The 13,319-nt window shown below is 65.4% G+C and carries 13 protein-coding genes; 8 read left to right on the top strand and 5 right to left on the bottom strand.

The window, feature by feature from the left end:
• The 3 genes from AOK16_RS19210 to AOK16_RS19200 form a co-directional block, all read right to left on the bottom strand.
• Positions 1-235: sigma factor (locus AOK16_RS19210; RefSeq protein WP_055473451.1), on the bottom strand; the 235-nt coding region annotated here is incomplete at its 3' end.
• Positions 235-654, bottom strand: coding sequence for a YciI family protein (locus AOK16_RS19205; RefSeq protein WP_055473450.1), 420 nt, complete (start codon positions 652-654; stop codon positions 235-237). The genes AOK16_RS19205 and AOK16_RS19210, both read right to left, overlap by 1 nt.
• 269 nt (positions 655-923) lie before the next feature.
• Positions 924-1,601, bottom strand: coding sequence for a CAP domain-containing protein (locus AOK16_RS19200; protein ID WP_055473449.1), 678 nt, complete (start codon positions 1,599-1,601; stop codon positions 924-926).
• A gap of 1,001 nt (positions 1,602-2,602) precedes the next feature.
• On the opposite strand from AOK16_RS19200, the gene AOK16_RS28515 reads away from it, so the two are divergent.
• The gene (locus AOK16_RS28515; RefSeq protein ID WP_398718889.1) at positions 2,603-3,724 is read left to right on the top strand and encodes an RICIN domain-containing protein; all 1,122 of its coding nucleotides are present in this window, start codon (positions 2,603-2,605) and stop codon (positions 3,722-3,724) included.
• A 50-nt stretch (positions 3,725-3,774) separates the two neighbouring features.
• Here the strand turns inward: AOK16_RS28515 and AOK16_RS19190 are convergent, their stop codons facing one another.
• Positions 3,775-4,506 (bottom strand): IS630 family transposase, encoded by a 732-nt coding sequence (locus AOK16_RS19190; RefSeq protein WP_205627734.1) that lies wholly within the window; start codon positions 4,504-4,506, stop codon positions 3,775-3,777.
• Positions 4,461-4,850, bottom strand: a complete 390-nt coding sequence (locus AOK16_RS27715; protein WP_205627733.1) for a helix-turn-helix domain-containing protein — start codon at positions 4,848-4,850, stop codon at positions 4,461-4,463. The genes AOK16_RS19190 and AOK16_RS27715 overlap by 46 nt, the downstream gene beginning before the upstream one ends.
• A 786-nt stretch (positions 4,851-5,636) precedes the next feature.
• Between AOK16_RS27715 and AOK16_RS19185 the strand changes: the two genes are divergently transcribed.
• The 7 genes from AOK16_RS19185 to AOK16_RS19155 all read left to right on the top strand — a co-directional run bounded on the left by AOK16_RS19185 (position 5,637) and on the right by AOK16_RS19155 (position 12,628).
• Positions 5,637-6,041, top strand: coding sequence for a hypothetical protein (locus AOK16_RS19185; RefSeq protein ID WP_157859267.1), 405 nt, complete (start codon positions 5,637-5,639; stop codon positions 6,039-6,041).
• Positions 6,042-6,339: 298 nt separating this feature from the next.
• Entirely contained in the window at positions 6,340-7,275 is a 936-nt protein-coding gene (locus AOK16_RS19180) for a terpene synthase family protein (RefSeq protein WP_055473447.1), read from the top strand.
• The gene (locus AOK16_RS19175; protein WP_055473446.1) at positions 7,275-8,639 is read left to right on the top strand and encodes a cytochrome P450; all 1,365 of its coding nucleotides are present in this window, start codon (positions 7,275-7,277) and stop codon (positions 8,637-8,639) included. The genes AOK16_RS19180 and AOK16_RS19175 overlap by 1 nt, the downstream gene beginning before the upstream one ends.
• Positions 8,636-9,370, top strand: coding sequence for a polyprenyl diphosphate synthase (uppS, locus tag AOK16_RS19170; protein WP_055473445.1), 735 nt, complete (start codon positions 8,636-8,638; stop codon positions 9,368-9,370). The genes AOK16_RS19175 and uppS overlap by 4 nt, the downstream gene beginning before the upstream one ends.
• A gap of 37 nt (positions 9,371-9,407) precedes the next feature.
• On the top strand, positions 9,408-10,379 hold the full coding sequence (locus AOK16_RS19165) for a sterol methyltransferase family protein (protein ID WP_055473444.1): 972 nt from the start codon (positions 9,408-9,410) through the stop codon (positions 10,377-10,379).
• Positions 10,380-10,388: 9 nt separating this feature from the next.
• On the top strand, positions 10,389-12,188 hold the full coding sequence (locus AOK16_RS19160) for an amidase domain-containing protein (protein ID WP_157859266.1): 1,800 nt from the start codon (positions 10,389-10,391) through the stop codon (positions 12,186-12,188).
• 38 nt (positions 12,189-12,226) lie between these two features.
• Complete coding sequence (locus AOK16_RS19155; RefSeq protein WP_055473442.1) at positions 12,227-12,628, top strand: hypothetical protein; 402 nt, start codon at positions 12,227-12,229, stop codon at positions 12,626-12,628.
• The last annotated feature ends 691 nt before the right edge of the window (positions 12,629-13,319 follow it).

Genomic DNA, 13,319 nt, shown 5'->3' with positions numbered 1-13,319 from the left:
CCCGCCGCCGGGCGGCGGCGAGGAGCCAGCTGACCGGTTTGGCCGGTTCGCCGTCGCGCGCCCAGGCGACGAGGGCTTCCGTGATCGCCTCCTGGGCGACGTCCTCGGCGAGTTCGAAGTCGCCGGTGTAGCGGGTCAGGGCGCCGAGGATACGTGCGGATTCGATCCGCCAGACGGCCTCGACGGCCCGCCGTGCCGCTTCGGGGCTCGGCGGGCCGTCGGTGGTGGGGTGCATCAGAGCTGGCCGGTCCGCTCGCGCCAGGCCCGCTCCTTGATGATCCACTCGTTGTCCTGCGGGAACTCGTCGATACCCGGTACGCGGCGGATCTCGACCTTTGTGCCGGCGCCTGCCGGGAGCCGCTTGGCCCACTCGACGGCTTCCTCCTTCGAGGCGACGTCGAGCAGGTAGAAGCCGCCGAACAGCTCCTTGGTCTCGCCGTAGGGGCCGTCGGTGACCACCGGCGCCTCGTCGGTGAAGTCGACGACGACACCCTGGTCCGGATCGTCCAGCCCCTCGGCGGCGACGAGGACGCCGGCGCGGATCAGTTCCTCGTTGAAACGCCCCATCGTCTCGAGCATCTGCTCGAAGGGCGTCTCCATCATCTTGGCGAAGGACTCGTCGGTGCCCCGCATGATCAGCATGTACTTGGCCATCTTCGCTCTCCTTGATACCGGGGTCGGTTTCCGATCTTCTTACTCCAAGGTCGAACGGGCCGGCCGGGAATCGACACAAGAACAGCACCGGTCCAAGATTTTTTCGGCGCCCGCCGAGGGCCGGTGGGGGCGAACCTTCCTCCCTGTCCTGCTGCCGGCGGACCATTGCGGTGATCCAGGTGGGTGACCTTGAGCCGCGGCGGTGCCCGGCCCGCATCGCGAGCCGGGCACCGCCGCGGTGCCCGCCGTCGGTCGGGCGGCGACAGCCGTTACCGTGCGGTTCCGAAGTCCTGCGTCCAGTAGCTGCCGGGCTGCGCGAGTCCGACGCCGATTTCCTTGTAGTCGCAGTTCAGGATGTTGCGCTTGTGGCCGGGGCTGGACATCCAGCCCTCCATGACCTGTGCGGGGGTGGAGTATCCGTAGGCGACGTTCTCGCCGTAGGTGCTCCAGCTGTAGCCGGCACGCGTGATCCGCTCACCGGCGTCCGAGCCATCCGAGCCGGTGTGCGACATGGTTCCGTGCTCCGCCATGTCCTTGCTGTGGTCCTGGGCGGCCTTGGTCAGCTTCTCGTCCACGGTCACCGGCGAGCATCCCGCCTTGCTGCGCTCACTGTTGACGAGTTCCACGACGCGCGCGGTGTCGCCGGAGGCCGGTGCGCTCGAGGAGGGCGTGGCGGATTTCGATGCGCTGGGGGACGCGGTGGGGGAGGCGGCGGGCGCCTTCGAGGCATCCGACGCCGGTTGCGCGCTCGGCTTGCCGCTTGAGTCGTGGTCCGCCCACCGGTTTTCGGCGGAGGTGTTCTTCCACTGCCTGTAGGACTGGGCGCCCTTGTCGTTCTCCCGCCAGTCCATGCATGCCATGGCGGCGGTGGGTATTCCCATGGCGCCTATGGCGACGGCGGCGATGGTGATCTTCCGGTAGTGCGTCTTCTTGCGGTGCTTCGTCATGCGTGACCTCGCTCGTGTTCGCGGGCGTCCCGAGTGGGGGTCGCTCGGCACGAATCCCGTGCCTGAGCTGCTGAGACGCCTTGCGGGCCGCCATTGTTAGGACGGTTGTGCGAACGAGGCAACGAGGGTTACTACGAAGATGCTTAGTAGAGGTCGGCGACCCTTGCGGCGAATGCGGAGGCGTGCTGACTCGGGGTCGCGAAGATCCCCTCGATTCCTGTCGCCGTGTCAGGAATCCGCGATGTCCTGAGAGGTGGGACAGCCATGCTCGGCGCACCGAAAGACATCAGCCCTCGGGTGAGACATATGCGACACAAGACAGACAAATCCCCTATGTCTCCGAGAGTGGTTCTACTAAGCGAGGGGGTAGGTGCCGGAAATCGGTGTGATGGATGTCACCGGCGCGCCTGTCGCGTCGAACGTGAACCGCGACCACGCGTCGTCCGCCTGTCATCCGCCGGCGTGGCGGCGGACGCCGCCGAGCGCGGCGCCCGACTGACGAACACCCGCTTCGGCATCGCGTGACTTACTCCGAATGGATGCATTTACATGATCGTGCGTTTAGTCATCGAATAACGGATATGGAATGAACTAACCCCGACCGCCGACTCTCGCCGGCGCTACATTTCGACCACATCACGGCCCGTCAGGTCCATCGCATGCCGATGATGGTGAATTGTCGGGCTCGCTCGGGTGCGAGGGTGGACGGCTCTGCTGCGCTGGTTGTTGATCCAGGTTCCGAGTCGGAAGTTCCCGCTCCGCGTAGCTACCGTCGTCGCTGCCGCGGCCGATGGCGCGCGACTTTCTCTGCATATGGGGCCGAACTCGTGTTCTTCCAGGAGCCGTTCAATGCACAGGCCTCGCGCCTGGATGGGAAGCGGCGCCCCTGAATTCTTGCGAGAGGGGCTGTGGCCCGGCCCTTCTCCTGGTAAGTCTGGGCCAGGTGCCGGGAGTTGCCTGGCTTACCAGAGGGAGAGCGTGTGTTCACAAAGCGCCGCTGTATGGCCTTCGTTGCAGCAACTGCCGGGCTGCTGCTGGCAGTTCCCCAGACAGCAGAGGCATCGGTCGGGGGTGGGAACGTTTCGATCAGCTGGTCGATACCCAGCGCACCCTCCGGAGGTCTGGAGGACGTTACTTTCCCGATCACTGTCAACCGTGACACCGCGCACCAGGTGGGCACGTACTTTGCCCAGCAGTTCAGTTTCCAGCAGAACGTGTTGGGCTACACCGGGTTGCAGCCCCGCCTGAACAAGGACGGGAAGGAGCGCCTCCGCGGTGTCTTCTCCCTCTTCGGCGCGGGCGCGAGTACTTCGGACCCCAACTGCAGCATGGGTGCCGACGGGGGTGACGGGGTGAGCTGCGGGGTCGAGTTCGACGCTGTGTACGGTCACACGTATCACCTCACCGTGCAACGTACGGGTCCGGATACGTGGACCGGGACCGCGCGTGACACCACCACAGGTTCCACGGTGCACATCGGCAGCTACAGGGTGCCCGCTGGGAGCGGCAACCTCGAACCCTCCCAGGGCGGGTTCGTCGAGTACTACGCAGGTGTCGCCAGTTGTTCGACCATGCCCCGCTCGGATGTGGTCTTCGGCGGCCCCACGAGCACCGCTTCGGGTGGTCTGAGCGGCACGAGCAGCGCCAACTACGAGTACAGCGACTGCGTGGGTGACTCCAACTACCAGGCGCAGCCGGTGGGGAGTGGTACGCACGTGACCCGCGGCTACCTCAGTGGCCCGCCCTTCGAGCTGGTCTCCCCGGCATCTGGGCGCTGCCTGGACGCCAACGGCCGAAGCGATGGCGCGCCGGTGTCGATCTGGGACTGCCACGGCGGCGAGAACCAGCAGTGGCTGCTCGGTCCCGATGGCCAACTGCTCACCAACTACGGCTGCCTGGATGTCCAGGATCACGGCACCGCACCGGGGACCCCGGTCAAGAACTGGGAGTGCAACGGCGGCGGGAACCAGCGGTGGACGCTCAATTCCAACAGCACCGTCACCGGTGTCGAGTCGGGCCTGTGCCTCGGCGTCACCGGAAGCGGCACAAGCAACGGGGCCACCGTAGAGCTCCAGACCTGCAACGGAAGCAGCAGCCAGAAATGGACGCGCACGGCTTCGTGATCAGCCGCTGACCCGTGTGACCTTCCTAGTGTCTCGTGATCCTGATTGCGTTACTTCGAGTTGTTATTGAGGAGATTCTTCACCGTGGTCTGGACGAGTCGGACCTTGGCGAGGATCTCGTCGGCGGTGGCGGTCCAGGTGAAGGGCTTCGGGTTCTCGTTCCAGGAGTTGATGTAGTCGCGGATCTGTTTGACCAGGACGTTGACGCTCGCGAACGTGCCGCGGCGGATGGATTGCCGGGTGATGATCCCGAACCAGATCTCGATCTGGTTCAACCACGAGGACCCGACGGGGGTGAAATGGAAGTGGACGTGCGGGTTTTTCGCTAGCCATGCCTTCACGTCCGGAGTGGTATGCGTGGAGAGGTTGTCCAGGACCACGACATGGATTTCCTTGCCCCTATGCGGCTTGACGGCCTTCTTCATGAACGCCAGGAAGTTCGCGCCGTTCCGGTTCGGCTTGCACTCGCCCAGCACTTCACCGGTCGTGACGTTCAGTGCGGCGAACAGGTTCGTGGTGCCGTGCCGCACATAGTCGTGGGTGCGCTTCTCGGTGCCCGCGAAGACCACCGGCAGCACCGGCTGGGTCCGGTCCAGGGCCTGCACCTGTGTCTTCTCGTCGATCGACAGCACCACGGCGCCACCGGGCGGGGCCAGGTACAGGCCGACGACATCGGCGGCCTTCTCCGCGAACGCCGGGTCCTTCGGGATCTTGAAAGTGCCCGAGCGGTGCGGCTTCAGATTCTCCTCACGCCAGATGCGGGCGATGTAATGCCACGACACCGAGATCCCTCCCGCCGCTTCAGATGGTCGGCCAGCGTCCGCGTCGACCAGTGCGACAGGCCGGAATCCGCCGGCGGCGACATCCTCGTCAAAGCGATCACCCGGGCCCGCACCTGCGGCGGCACCTGGGTACGCGGCCCGCCGCGGCGCTTCTCCTCCAAACCGGCAAGCCCCCGCTCGGCATAACGGGCCTTGCAGCGGTCCACCGTCAGCGGCGCCACACCGGCGAGCTCGGCAATGTCCTTGCGCCGCCGCCCCTCGCCGGACCACAACACGATCCGTGCGCGAAGCGCCACATCGGCAGGAACATCCCGCGACCCGGCCAACTCCCGCAGTTCCGCCATCTGTTCAGAGGAGAGGCCATGTTCAACTCAACGAGCCAACCAGCCTCAGGTTCCACAAACAGGATCACGAGACACTGGCACGATGTTGCTGCCTTCCGGGACTTCTCCGTCTCTGACCATCAGGTTCGAGTGGGCGGAGATGATCCCCAACACGGCAATTCGGTCCTTGAACAGGGCGACTCCGGTGGTGACCAGCTCTCCTGAGATCATCAGTCCGTTGGGAGCCGGAGGTGGTGAGTTTCGCTTTCCCGCCGCCGTCGACCGCAAGGTCGCCCTTGGCGGATAGATGCCCAAGGACTGTCAGTCCGTTCATGCCGGCCGTGGTGAGCTTGTTCACGTTGCCGTCGCCGACCGTGGGCTGTGCCCCGGAAGGGGCGTTTTGCCTTCCGTGTACCGGCGGCTTTCAACACGTTCACGGGTAGCCCGTTGCACCGTTGTTGCCAATCAGCCTTTTTGGCCTGATTGTTGGAAAGCGCCGACTGAAACAGAGTCCGGCGCGGACGTTCGCGAGTCCGACGCGCAGGCCATCGCCCTGCCGCACTCCGCCCGGGGGCGGCAACAGGCCCGTAGACATCCACCGCACCACGACGCCCCCCGGCCCGCCGGTGTCCCTGGCAGGAGTAGGCGAACCGGGGCGAAGGGAATCATCATGCACTTTACCGCCTCTGCTCGGTCCGTGGACCGGCCGCAGCACTGGCCGTCCTCACCCTCGGCGCCGCGCTGGTTGCCGCGCCGCCGGCCTCCGCCCAGCCTCAGGCCCTCGTCTGCACCTTCGACGAGTTCGAGGTGCACATTGACAGCAGCGGCAATGCCACTGGCAGCGCTTCGGGGCCGTGCCTGTCGGTGCTGGACCCCAGCATCCGCAGAGTCGAGGTCGAAATGGAAGGCACCGGCTCCTTCGGCCCCCTGAACGCCACCAGCTACACCAACGATGATTGGACCTTCCGGAACGACGACAACGAGGCCGTGGCCAGCATCGAGGCCACTGAGCTACGTGAGTTCGGCGGGCCCAATGGCCTGGTCGTCGAAACCGGCCAGGCCAGCCCCCTGAGCGGCGAACCGCTCACCGGCTGCAGCGAAGTAGAAGGCGGCACTGCCACTCGCAGCGCAGCCAACAACGCGATCGTCATCGAGGGAGTCGACAGCTCGATCCCTGACCTCGCGGTGGGAGGCGTCTGCCCGGAGGAGTAGGGGGTCGGAGTGCGCCCCAGCGCACCCTCATCACAGCCACAGGTGCCCACCAGACCGTCGAGCACATGATCGCCGACCGGTGCGGCAAGCCGTCGTGGGCCTGTACGAGTCACCGGTCCCCGGTCATGTGAAAGGCGAGCGCAGGGCGTTGGCGGAGAAGGCCGTGTGGAGGACCTCAGGAACACAACACACCCGAGTGAGAGCCCTCTCAAGGGTCATGTCAGGACTGTTCTCCCGCCCTCGCGCAAAGGGCTCGAGTTCATCGGGAATACCTGCCCGCTGGATAGGAGGGATCATTGTGCGTCTTGTGCTGCCGTTTGCGTCATGCCGCAGCAGCGACGTGGAGCCCACCCATGACAGGCTGCAGTGCTGGGCGATGGAGCATCAGCTGATGGATCTCCCAGCAGCGCGCGAGGTGTTCGCCAGGACTCGGATCGGTGAGTTCTCGTCGTTTGCATACCCATTTGCTGGTCATGAGGCTCGGGTCCTTATCGACAGCTGGGTGCTCTGGACGCTGATCATCGATCAGCTCTTCGAAGAGAAGCTGGCCAGTGGAAGGCTCTGCCCCTCACCCTCCGCGTCGTCCGACCCTGCTGCCGTGCTGCGAGCCGTGGACACGAACGAACCGCCTGCACGTCATCTTGCTGTCCTGGCTGACCTGTTGCCGCGGACCACGAAGAACATGTCAATGGAGTGGAAGCGCCAGTTCTATGACGGTGTCGCGCTCTTCATTCGTTCCTGCCATCTAGAGGCGACGCATCGCATGTCCGGCACACCAACCCACGGTGACCTTCCTACGTTCATTTCGCTGCGTCGCGGATCCTTCGCCACTGCGCTCTTTCTTGATTTGGTGGAGAAGGTTTACGGCGTGAGTCGGCCTACAGACCGTGCGGCCGCGGAGTTGCGGGACTGTGCTGCAGATCTGGGCGGCTGGTGCAACGACTTGCTGTCCTACCGCAGGGAGCGCGGACGTGAGGACGGCAACAATCTGGTCCTCATCTTGGCCCGGCAGCATGGCTGTCCTATCAAGGACGCTGTGCGCGAGGCCCGGGAACACGTGCGCGAGCGCGCCTGGCAATTCCACGACTGCAGAGCCCAGATGTTGGCTCGGCTCCGCGAGGAGGAAGGGGACGAACAGAGTGTTGCGGATGCCCTCCAATGGGTGCTCGGTATCGAGTTGCTGGTCAGCGGGTCGCTGACCTATCAGCGCAGAAGCAGGAGGTGGCAGGAGTAGTGAACGCAGTTCCCCGCACGACCGAGTCGGTTCCCGAGTACACGTACTGCGACAAGGTCCCCGGCCAACTGCCCGTCCTCGGGCATGCTGCGCAGTTCCGCTTCCGTCCTTTCGAGTTTCTCGCCTCCCTACCCTGCCATGGTGACCTGGTGCGTATCCGTATGGGGCCCCGGTCCGTGTACGTTGCCACCCACCCGGGCACCGTGCGCCAGGTCGTGGTGGACAGCCGCACGTACGACAAGGGCGGTCCGGTATTCGAGAAGGCCCGTTACTACCTGCGCGATGGGCTCGCTACTGCGACCTATGAGACCCACCGGCGTCAGCGGCGCACCATGAACCCACTGTTCCATCATGATCGTCTTCCGCTGTACGTCAAGGTGGCGGGAGAGGTCGTCGCCGAGGCGACGGACAGGTGGCGCGATGGGCAAGTCGTCGACGTCACGGACGCGATGTTCGCCATGACCGCCAAGACCACCGCGCTCACCCTAGCCTCCGCGGCTGTGGACGACGCAGTCATCACCGAGATCAGCAGGCTCTACGCCGACATCACCGAAGGCGTGTACACGCGAACTGTCGCGCCGTTCAACCTCCTTACCCGCCTGCCCACCAGGGCCACACAGCGCTACCTCGGAGCCTGTGCCCGCATGTGGGAGATCGCCGACATGGTCATCGACGCCTACGAAGAGGACCAGGTCGACCACGGCGACATGCTCTCGGTCCTGGTGGCCACCGCGGACGACAACGGGGACCCCCTGCCCCGCGAGGAACTCAAGGACCAGGTCATTATTTTGATCACTGGCGCGGTCGAGACGCTGGGCACCGCCCTGGCGTGGACGTTCCAACTACTCGCCGAGCACCCGGAACTGGAGCAGCGGGCCCATGACGAGGCCCGCGCCGTGCTCGGCGACAGGCCTGCCACCTGGGACGACGTCGCAGAGCTCCCCTTCACATACCGAGTGGTGACCGAGTCCCTGCGTATCCGTCCACCCACCTGGATGCTGACTCGGCAGACCACCCGGCCGGCCACCCTGGCCGGACACCAGCTGCCTGCCGATGCGACGGTGATGTTCAGCCCGTACATGATCCATCACCGCGCTGACGTCTACGCCGAGCCCGAAGCCTTCGACCCCGACCGCTGGCTGCCTGAGCGTTCGGGCGAACTGCCGCAAGGCGCATTCATCCCCTTCGGCGGCGGCGGTCGGGTGTGCATCGCCGAACGCCTCTCCCAGGCCGAAGCAACGGTCATGGTGGCCACCATCATCGCCCGATGGCGACTGCGCGCCCTACCCAATGCCCAAGTGCAGCCGGTGCTACGAGCCATTCTGCGTCCCAATGAACTGTCCATGCGTCTGCAGCGACGATGAACCCCGTCGACCCAACGCTGCCTGCCGTGCCAGTTCCGGTCGCGGCGGCGAAGGTGCCGCAGCATCTCGGCGTCATCCTCGATGGCAACCGCCGTTGGGCCCAGGACCAGCAGTTGCCGCCCCAAGAGATCTACCGGGCGGGAGCAGCCAAAGTGCCGAAGTTTCTGAGCTGGTGCGAGCAGGCCAGCGTTCCTGTCGTGAGCCTGTGGGCCCTGTCCAGGGACAACCTCCAGCGTGACCCGCAGGAAGTGCTGCCGCTGCTCGATGTCATCGTTGAGACCCTGCAGGATATGTCGGCTCAGCACCCCTGGCGGCTGCGCATCATCGGTCGGCTCGAGATGCTGCCGGACACCGTGGCGAGCCGGCTACACGAGGTCCAGGAGGCGACATCCGGGGCGCTTGGCCTCGTTGCGAACATCGCGATTGCCTACGACGGCCGTGCCGATATCGCCACAGCCGCCCGGCAGCTGCTCGCCCTGGGGCTGCCTGCTCATTGCGACATCGACGTCCTCGAACGGCTTCTGGCCGAGCGACTGTCCACGGCGGGTCTCCCTGATCTGGACCTGCTGATCAGAACGTCGGGTGAACTGCGCACCTCAGGTTTCCTGCTCTGGCAGACAGCCCAGGCAGAACTGTACTTCACCGCCACGCCCTGGCCAGAGATCCAGGAAAGCAACCTCCTCCAGGCACTCGCCGCCTACCGCGAGCGCCACCGCCGATATGGCAAGTAGGAACTTTTTACTGGCAGCAAGCAAAGGGGAGACGAACGTGACCGGATTCGACAGCTATCTGGAAATGCAAGCGGACACTCCCACAGGCGACACCATCCGCAAGGAGCAGTACGCACAAATGGTGGAGACGTATTACTCGTTTGCCACCAACTTCTTCCAACTCATGTGGGGAGAATCATTTCATTTCGCCCCACGACGTCGAGGTGAGTCCTTCCGGGCGTCCCTCGTGCGCCACGAGCATTGGCTGGCATCCCGGCTCAATTTGGGCCCTGGCGTCCGCGCAGCCGACTTTGGGTGCGGCGTGGGCGGGCCAATGCGTTGCATCACCCGATTCTCCGAAGCCTCCATCACCGGCATCACCATCAGTCCGGAACAAGTGGCACGCGGAACGCGCCTCAACCGGAGCGCCGGACTCGATGACCGATGCCGGATCGTGTGGGGAGACTACCTGCAACCGCCATTCCGAGACGGCGAGTTCGATGCGGTCTACGAGGTGGAGGCCATCATCCACAGCCCCGACCACCGCGGCGTCTATGAGCAGGCATACCGCGTATTGCGCCCCGGCGGCGTCTTCGGCGGCTACGCCTGGTGCATGACCGAGCTATACGACAAGGAGGATCCCGAGCACCAGCGCGTGAAGCGTGACATCGAACGGGGCACGGCGCTGTCCGACATTCCTTCAACCTCATTCGTCACCAAGGCACTGCAAGAAGTCGGGTTCGAGCTCGTTGAAGCCCAGGACCGGATCGTTTCGGGCGATCCGGAGATCCCTTGGTGGCTACCGCTGACCGGACGCGAACGCGACCCTCGCTACTTGCTCTTCAGCCCACCAGGACGTCTCGCTCTGGACAAACTGACCACGGCAGCCGAGCACCTTCGACTGGTGCCCCCCAGTACCAGGCAGATCACGAAGACCGTCATGAGCTCAGTGAATGCGCTGGCGGCCGGCGGAAAGGCGGGCATCTTCACCCCGTTCTTCTTCTTCTTGTGTCGCAAGCCCGCCGTCTAACAGACGCGTGTGTCCGTGCACCGATGCACCGTACGCAGGAGGAGGAACGTCTGGTTCAAGCCCGATCTGTCTGCCGTGCCGACCGGCGCCCGGATCACCGACGCCCGGCTGAAGCTGCACCGCGCCGACTGCGGACGCGAAGCAGTCGAGGACGCCTCCTGTACCGAGCCCGCCGCCACCGTACGCGACCTCGCCGAGGCGTGGGACCCCACCCGTAGCGGCCAGGCACTTGCCGCCGCTGCCAACGAGGAGCCGCTGCTCGCCGACGACGAACTGCCCACCGCGCTCGCCGACCTGAACCTCGGCTCGCTCGTCGCGGACTGGCTGCACGAGACCGACAACTACGGCTTGAGCCTCCAACTCGGCGACGAAAAGACCTCGGCGCCCGGCGTCGTCTATCATTCCTCGCGCGCCACCGATCCGGCGCTGCGCCCGGTGCTGACGGTCTCTTACATACCCTCCGGCGCCCCCGGCAGCCCCGAGGAAGTCAAAGCTGTCCCGGCCGACCACGGTCTGCTGGCCACCTGGAACCCGCCCACCGAGCTCGGCTCCGCCACCGACGGTCTCACCTACATCGTGGTCGTCCACCACGCCGGCACCGAGGTCGCCCGCGCCACTACCGAGGACACCCGCGCTGTCTTCGACGGCCTGACCAACGGCGCCGACCACACCGTGACGGTCACCGCCACCTCCGGCCACGGCACTTCCAAGGCGGCCGTGTCCACCGGGGTCAAGCCGACCGCCGTCACCAGCCAGGAGCGCTACGCCCAGGCGGTGCGCGACTACTTTGCCGCCCGCGCCGGGATCCTCAAGGGCACCTACACCACCATCGAGCAGGCAGCCGCGAGCAGCCCGCACGGCCCGATGTTCCGCGAACTGCTCGCACAGCAGCTGCCCGAGCTGAACCGGCGCCGTGAGGCTTACGCCCGCCACGAACGCCGCTTCACAGAGGTCGCCACCGCCTTCGACGACGTGCTGACCGGGCCCGGCCCCGACAACACCGTGATCGTTCGCGGCACCGTGACCGAGCGCAGCGTGCTCACCCACACCGACGGCACACAGGAACCGGAGGATGGTGAGCTGTCCGGCCGTTTTGTCTTCGCCGACGGTTCGCTGCGCATGGAGGCCGACGACGCCGCCGTCGAGGTCACCCTGCCCACGACGAGCGCTGCCGTACGGGACGCCAGCGTGGCGCCACCCGCTGAGGAGAGTGTTGAGGACATCGCCGGAGCGGATGAGGAGGCCCCGCTGATCGAGCTGGACGCCGACGGCATGCTGGCCGATGAGCCTGTCCCCGCCTCCACCGTGACAACCGCCGCGCTGCACACCATGCTGCGTGCCGCGCCCGACGCGGGCGGTACCGCAGGTTGGGCCAAGCGGAACGTCCGCATCAAGTGGGACTACCGCACCGACTGCGCCAACTTTGTTTCCAAGGCACTGCATTGGGGCGGCAAGATGCAGCAACGCAGAGGCGGCCGAAAGAACCAGTCCCGTTGGTTTCGCAACAACATCGGCTCCAAGCGCCTCGACAGTTACACGTGGGCTGGCGCAGCCAACCTGCGCCAGCACCTGAAGAACTACCGGGGCGGCCGCGAGATCTCCCGTTACAACGTCCGAGCCGGCGACGTGATCTTCGCCTTCTACCGCTCTGACCGGCAGTGGAACCACGCCGGTATCGTCACAGGCGCCAGCCGGGGCAGCGTCAGCATCACCCAACACGGCAGCAAGAACAACACAACCCTCAACCAGTGGCTCAAGAACAAGGACATCACCTCTGTGAGCATCATTCGTCCGGGCAGGCGCAGTTGAGGCGGGTACACCGGTTCGTGGGGCTGGCCGGAGCGGCCATGCTGCTGCTCGCCGGTTGCGACGCCCTCAACACCGACAAGACACCCGCCCGGGTCAAGGACGGCACCGCCGACCTCGACCTCACCGTCACCGGCCGTCCCACCCCCGGCACCCTAACCACCACTGAACGCGTCCTGGCCCGCCTCAAGGCCCGCGACACCGACGACCTGGCCGAACTCGCCACGACGGATGGCGGCACGGAGGACGAAGCGAAGCGCTGGGTAGCCCGCTGGGGCAAGGCAGCCCAGCACCCGGCCACCGCCGACTTCGCCCCACCCGAGAGATCAGCCACGGTCGATGTCCGGTTCTCCGGTGAACACACCACACTGACGCTGGTGTTGAAACAGAAAGGCGACGAAAACGAGGAGAAGTACGCGGTCGCCCTCCGCGAGGATCGCTGACAGGAGTGCCACGGCCCCGCCGAGCACACGGTCGGCGGGGCCGTGGCGCACTGTCCAGCACGCAGCGGATCGCTACGGCGATGGGCCTGGCCAATCCCGCCGCGGCCTTGTTCCTCATGGAACTGGCCTGAACCGAGGAACCGAAAACGCACCGTCTTCATCCACCACAACGCGCTCGGTGCTCCGGGCGAGAGCCGCGGTGCGGCGTTCAACTTGCTCCTGGTTCCAGGCAGTTCCTTGCCTGTCATGGGTCTTGTCGTATGTCTCCCAACTAGCGGCCTGCATCAAGTCGGCCATCCGCTGCCACTCCACGTGATGGGCGTCGCGTTTTTTGTACTGTGGGTGTTCATCTGTTTTCACTGTTACGGGGTTGGGTGTGGTGGGGAGTTGGTGTTGTTGGTGTCGTCGGGTTGGTGAGGGCGGCTGTCGTTTTCTGAGTAGGGCGGATGACGCCCGTGTAAGCGCGAGTTGATTGATCTCGGGTGGGGGAGTCATGTGGCCAAGCCCTTGGGTGTGCGCTGTTCATCCAACCGACCATGCAATGACAGCCCCTGAGGCGCTGTCATTGCATACACGTTGGTGGCGTGGCAACACCGGCTCCTCAATTCCCTCGGATGGTATGCCGGAGCCCGGTATGTCGGACTGGATACGGCATGGCATGGGCACTGCGGTTTTGATGGTGACAAGTGAT

It is taken from the genome of Streptomyces pathocidini, assembly GCF_001418495.1.
GTDB lineage: Bacteria > Actinomycetota > Actinomycetes > Streptomycetales > Streptomycetaceae > Streptomyces > Streptomyces pathocidini.
Note: the sequence above shows the minus strand (reverse complement) of the source record. Positions and strands in the feature narration are given on the sequence as shown.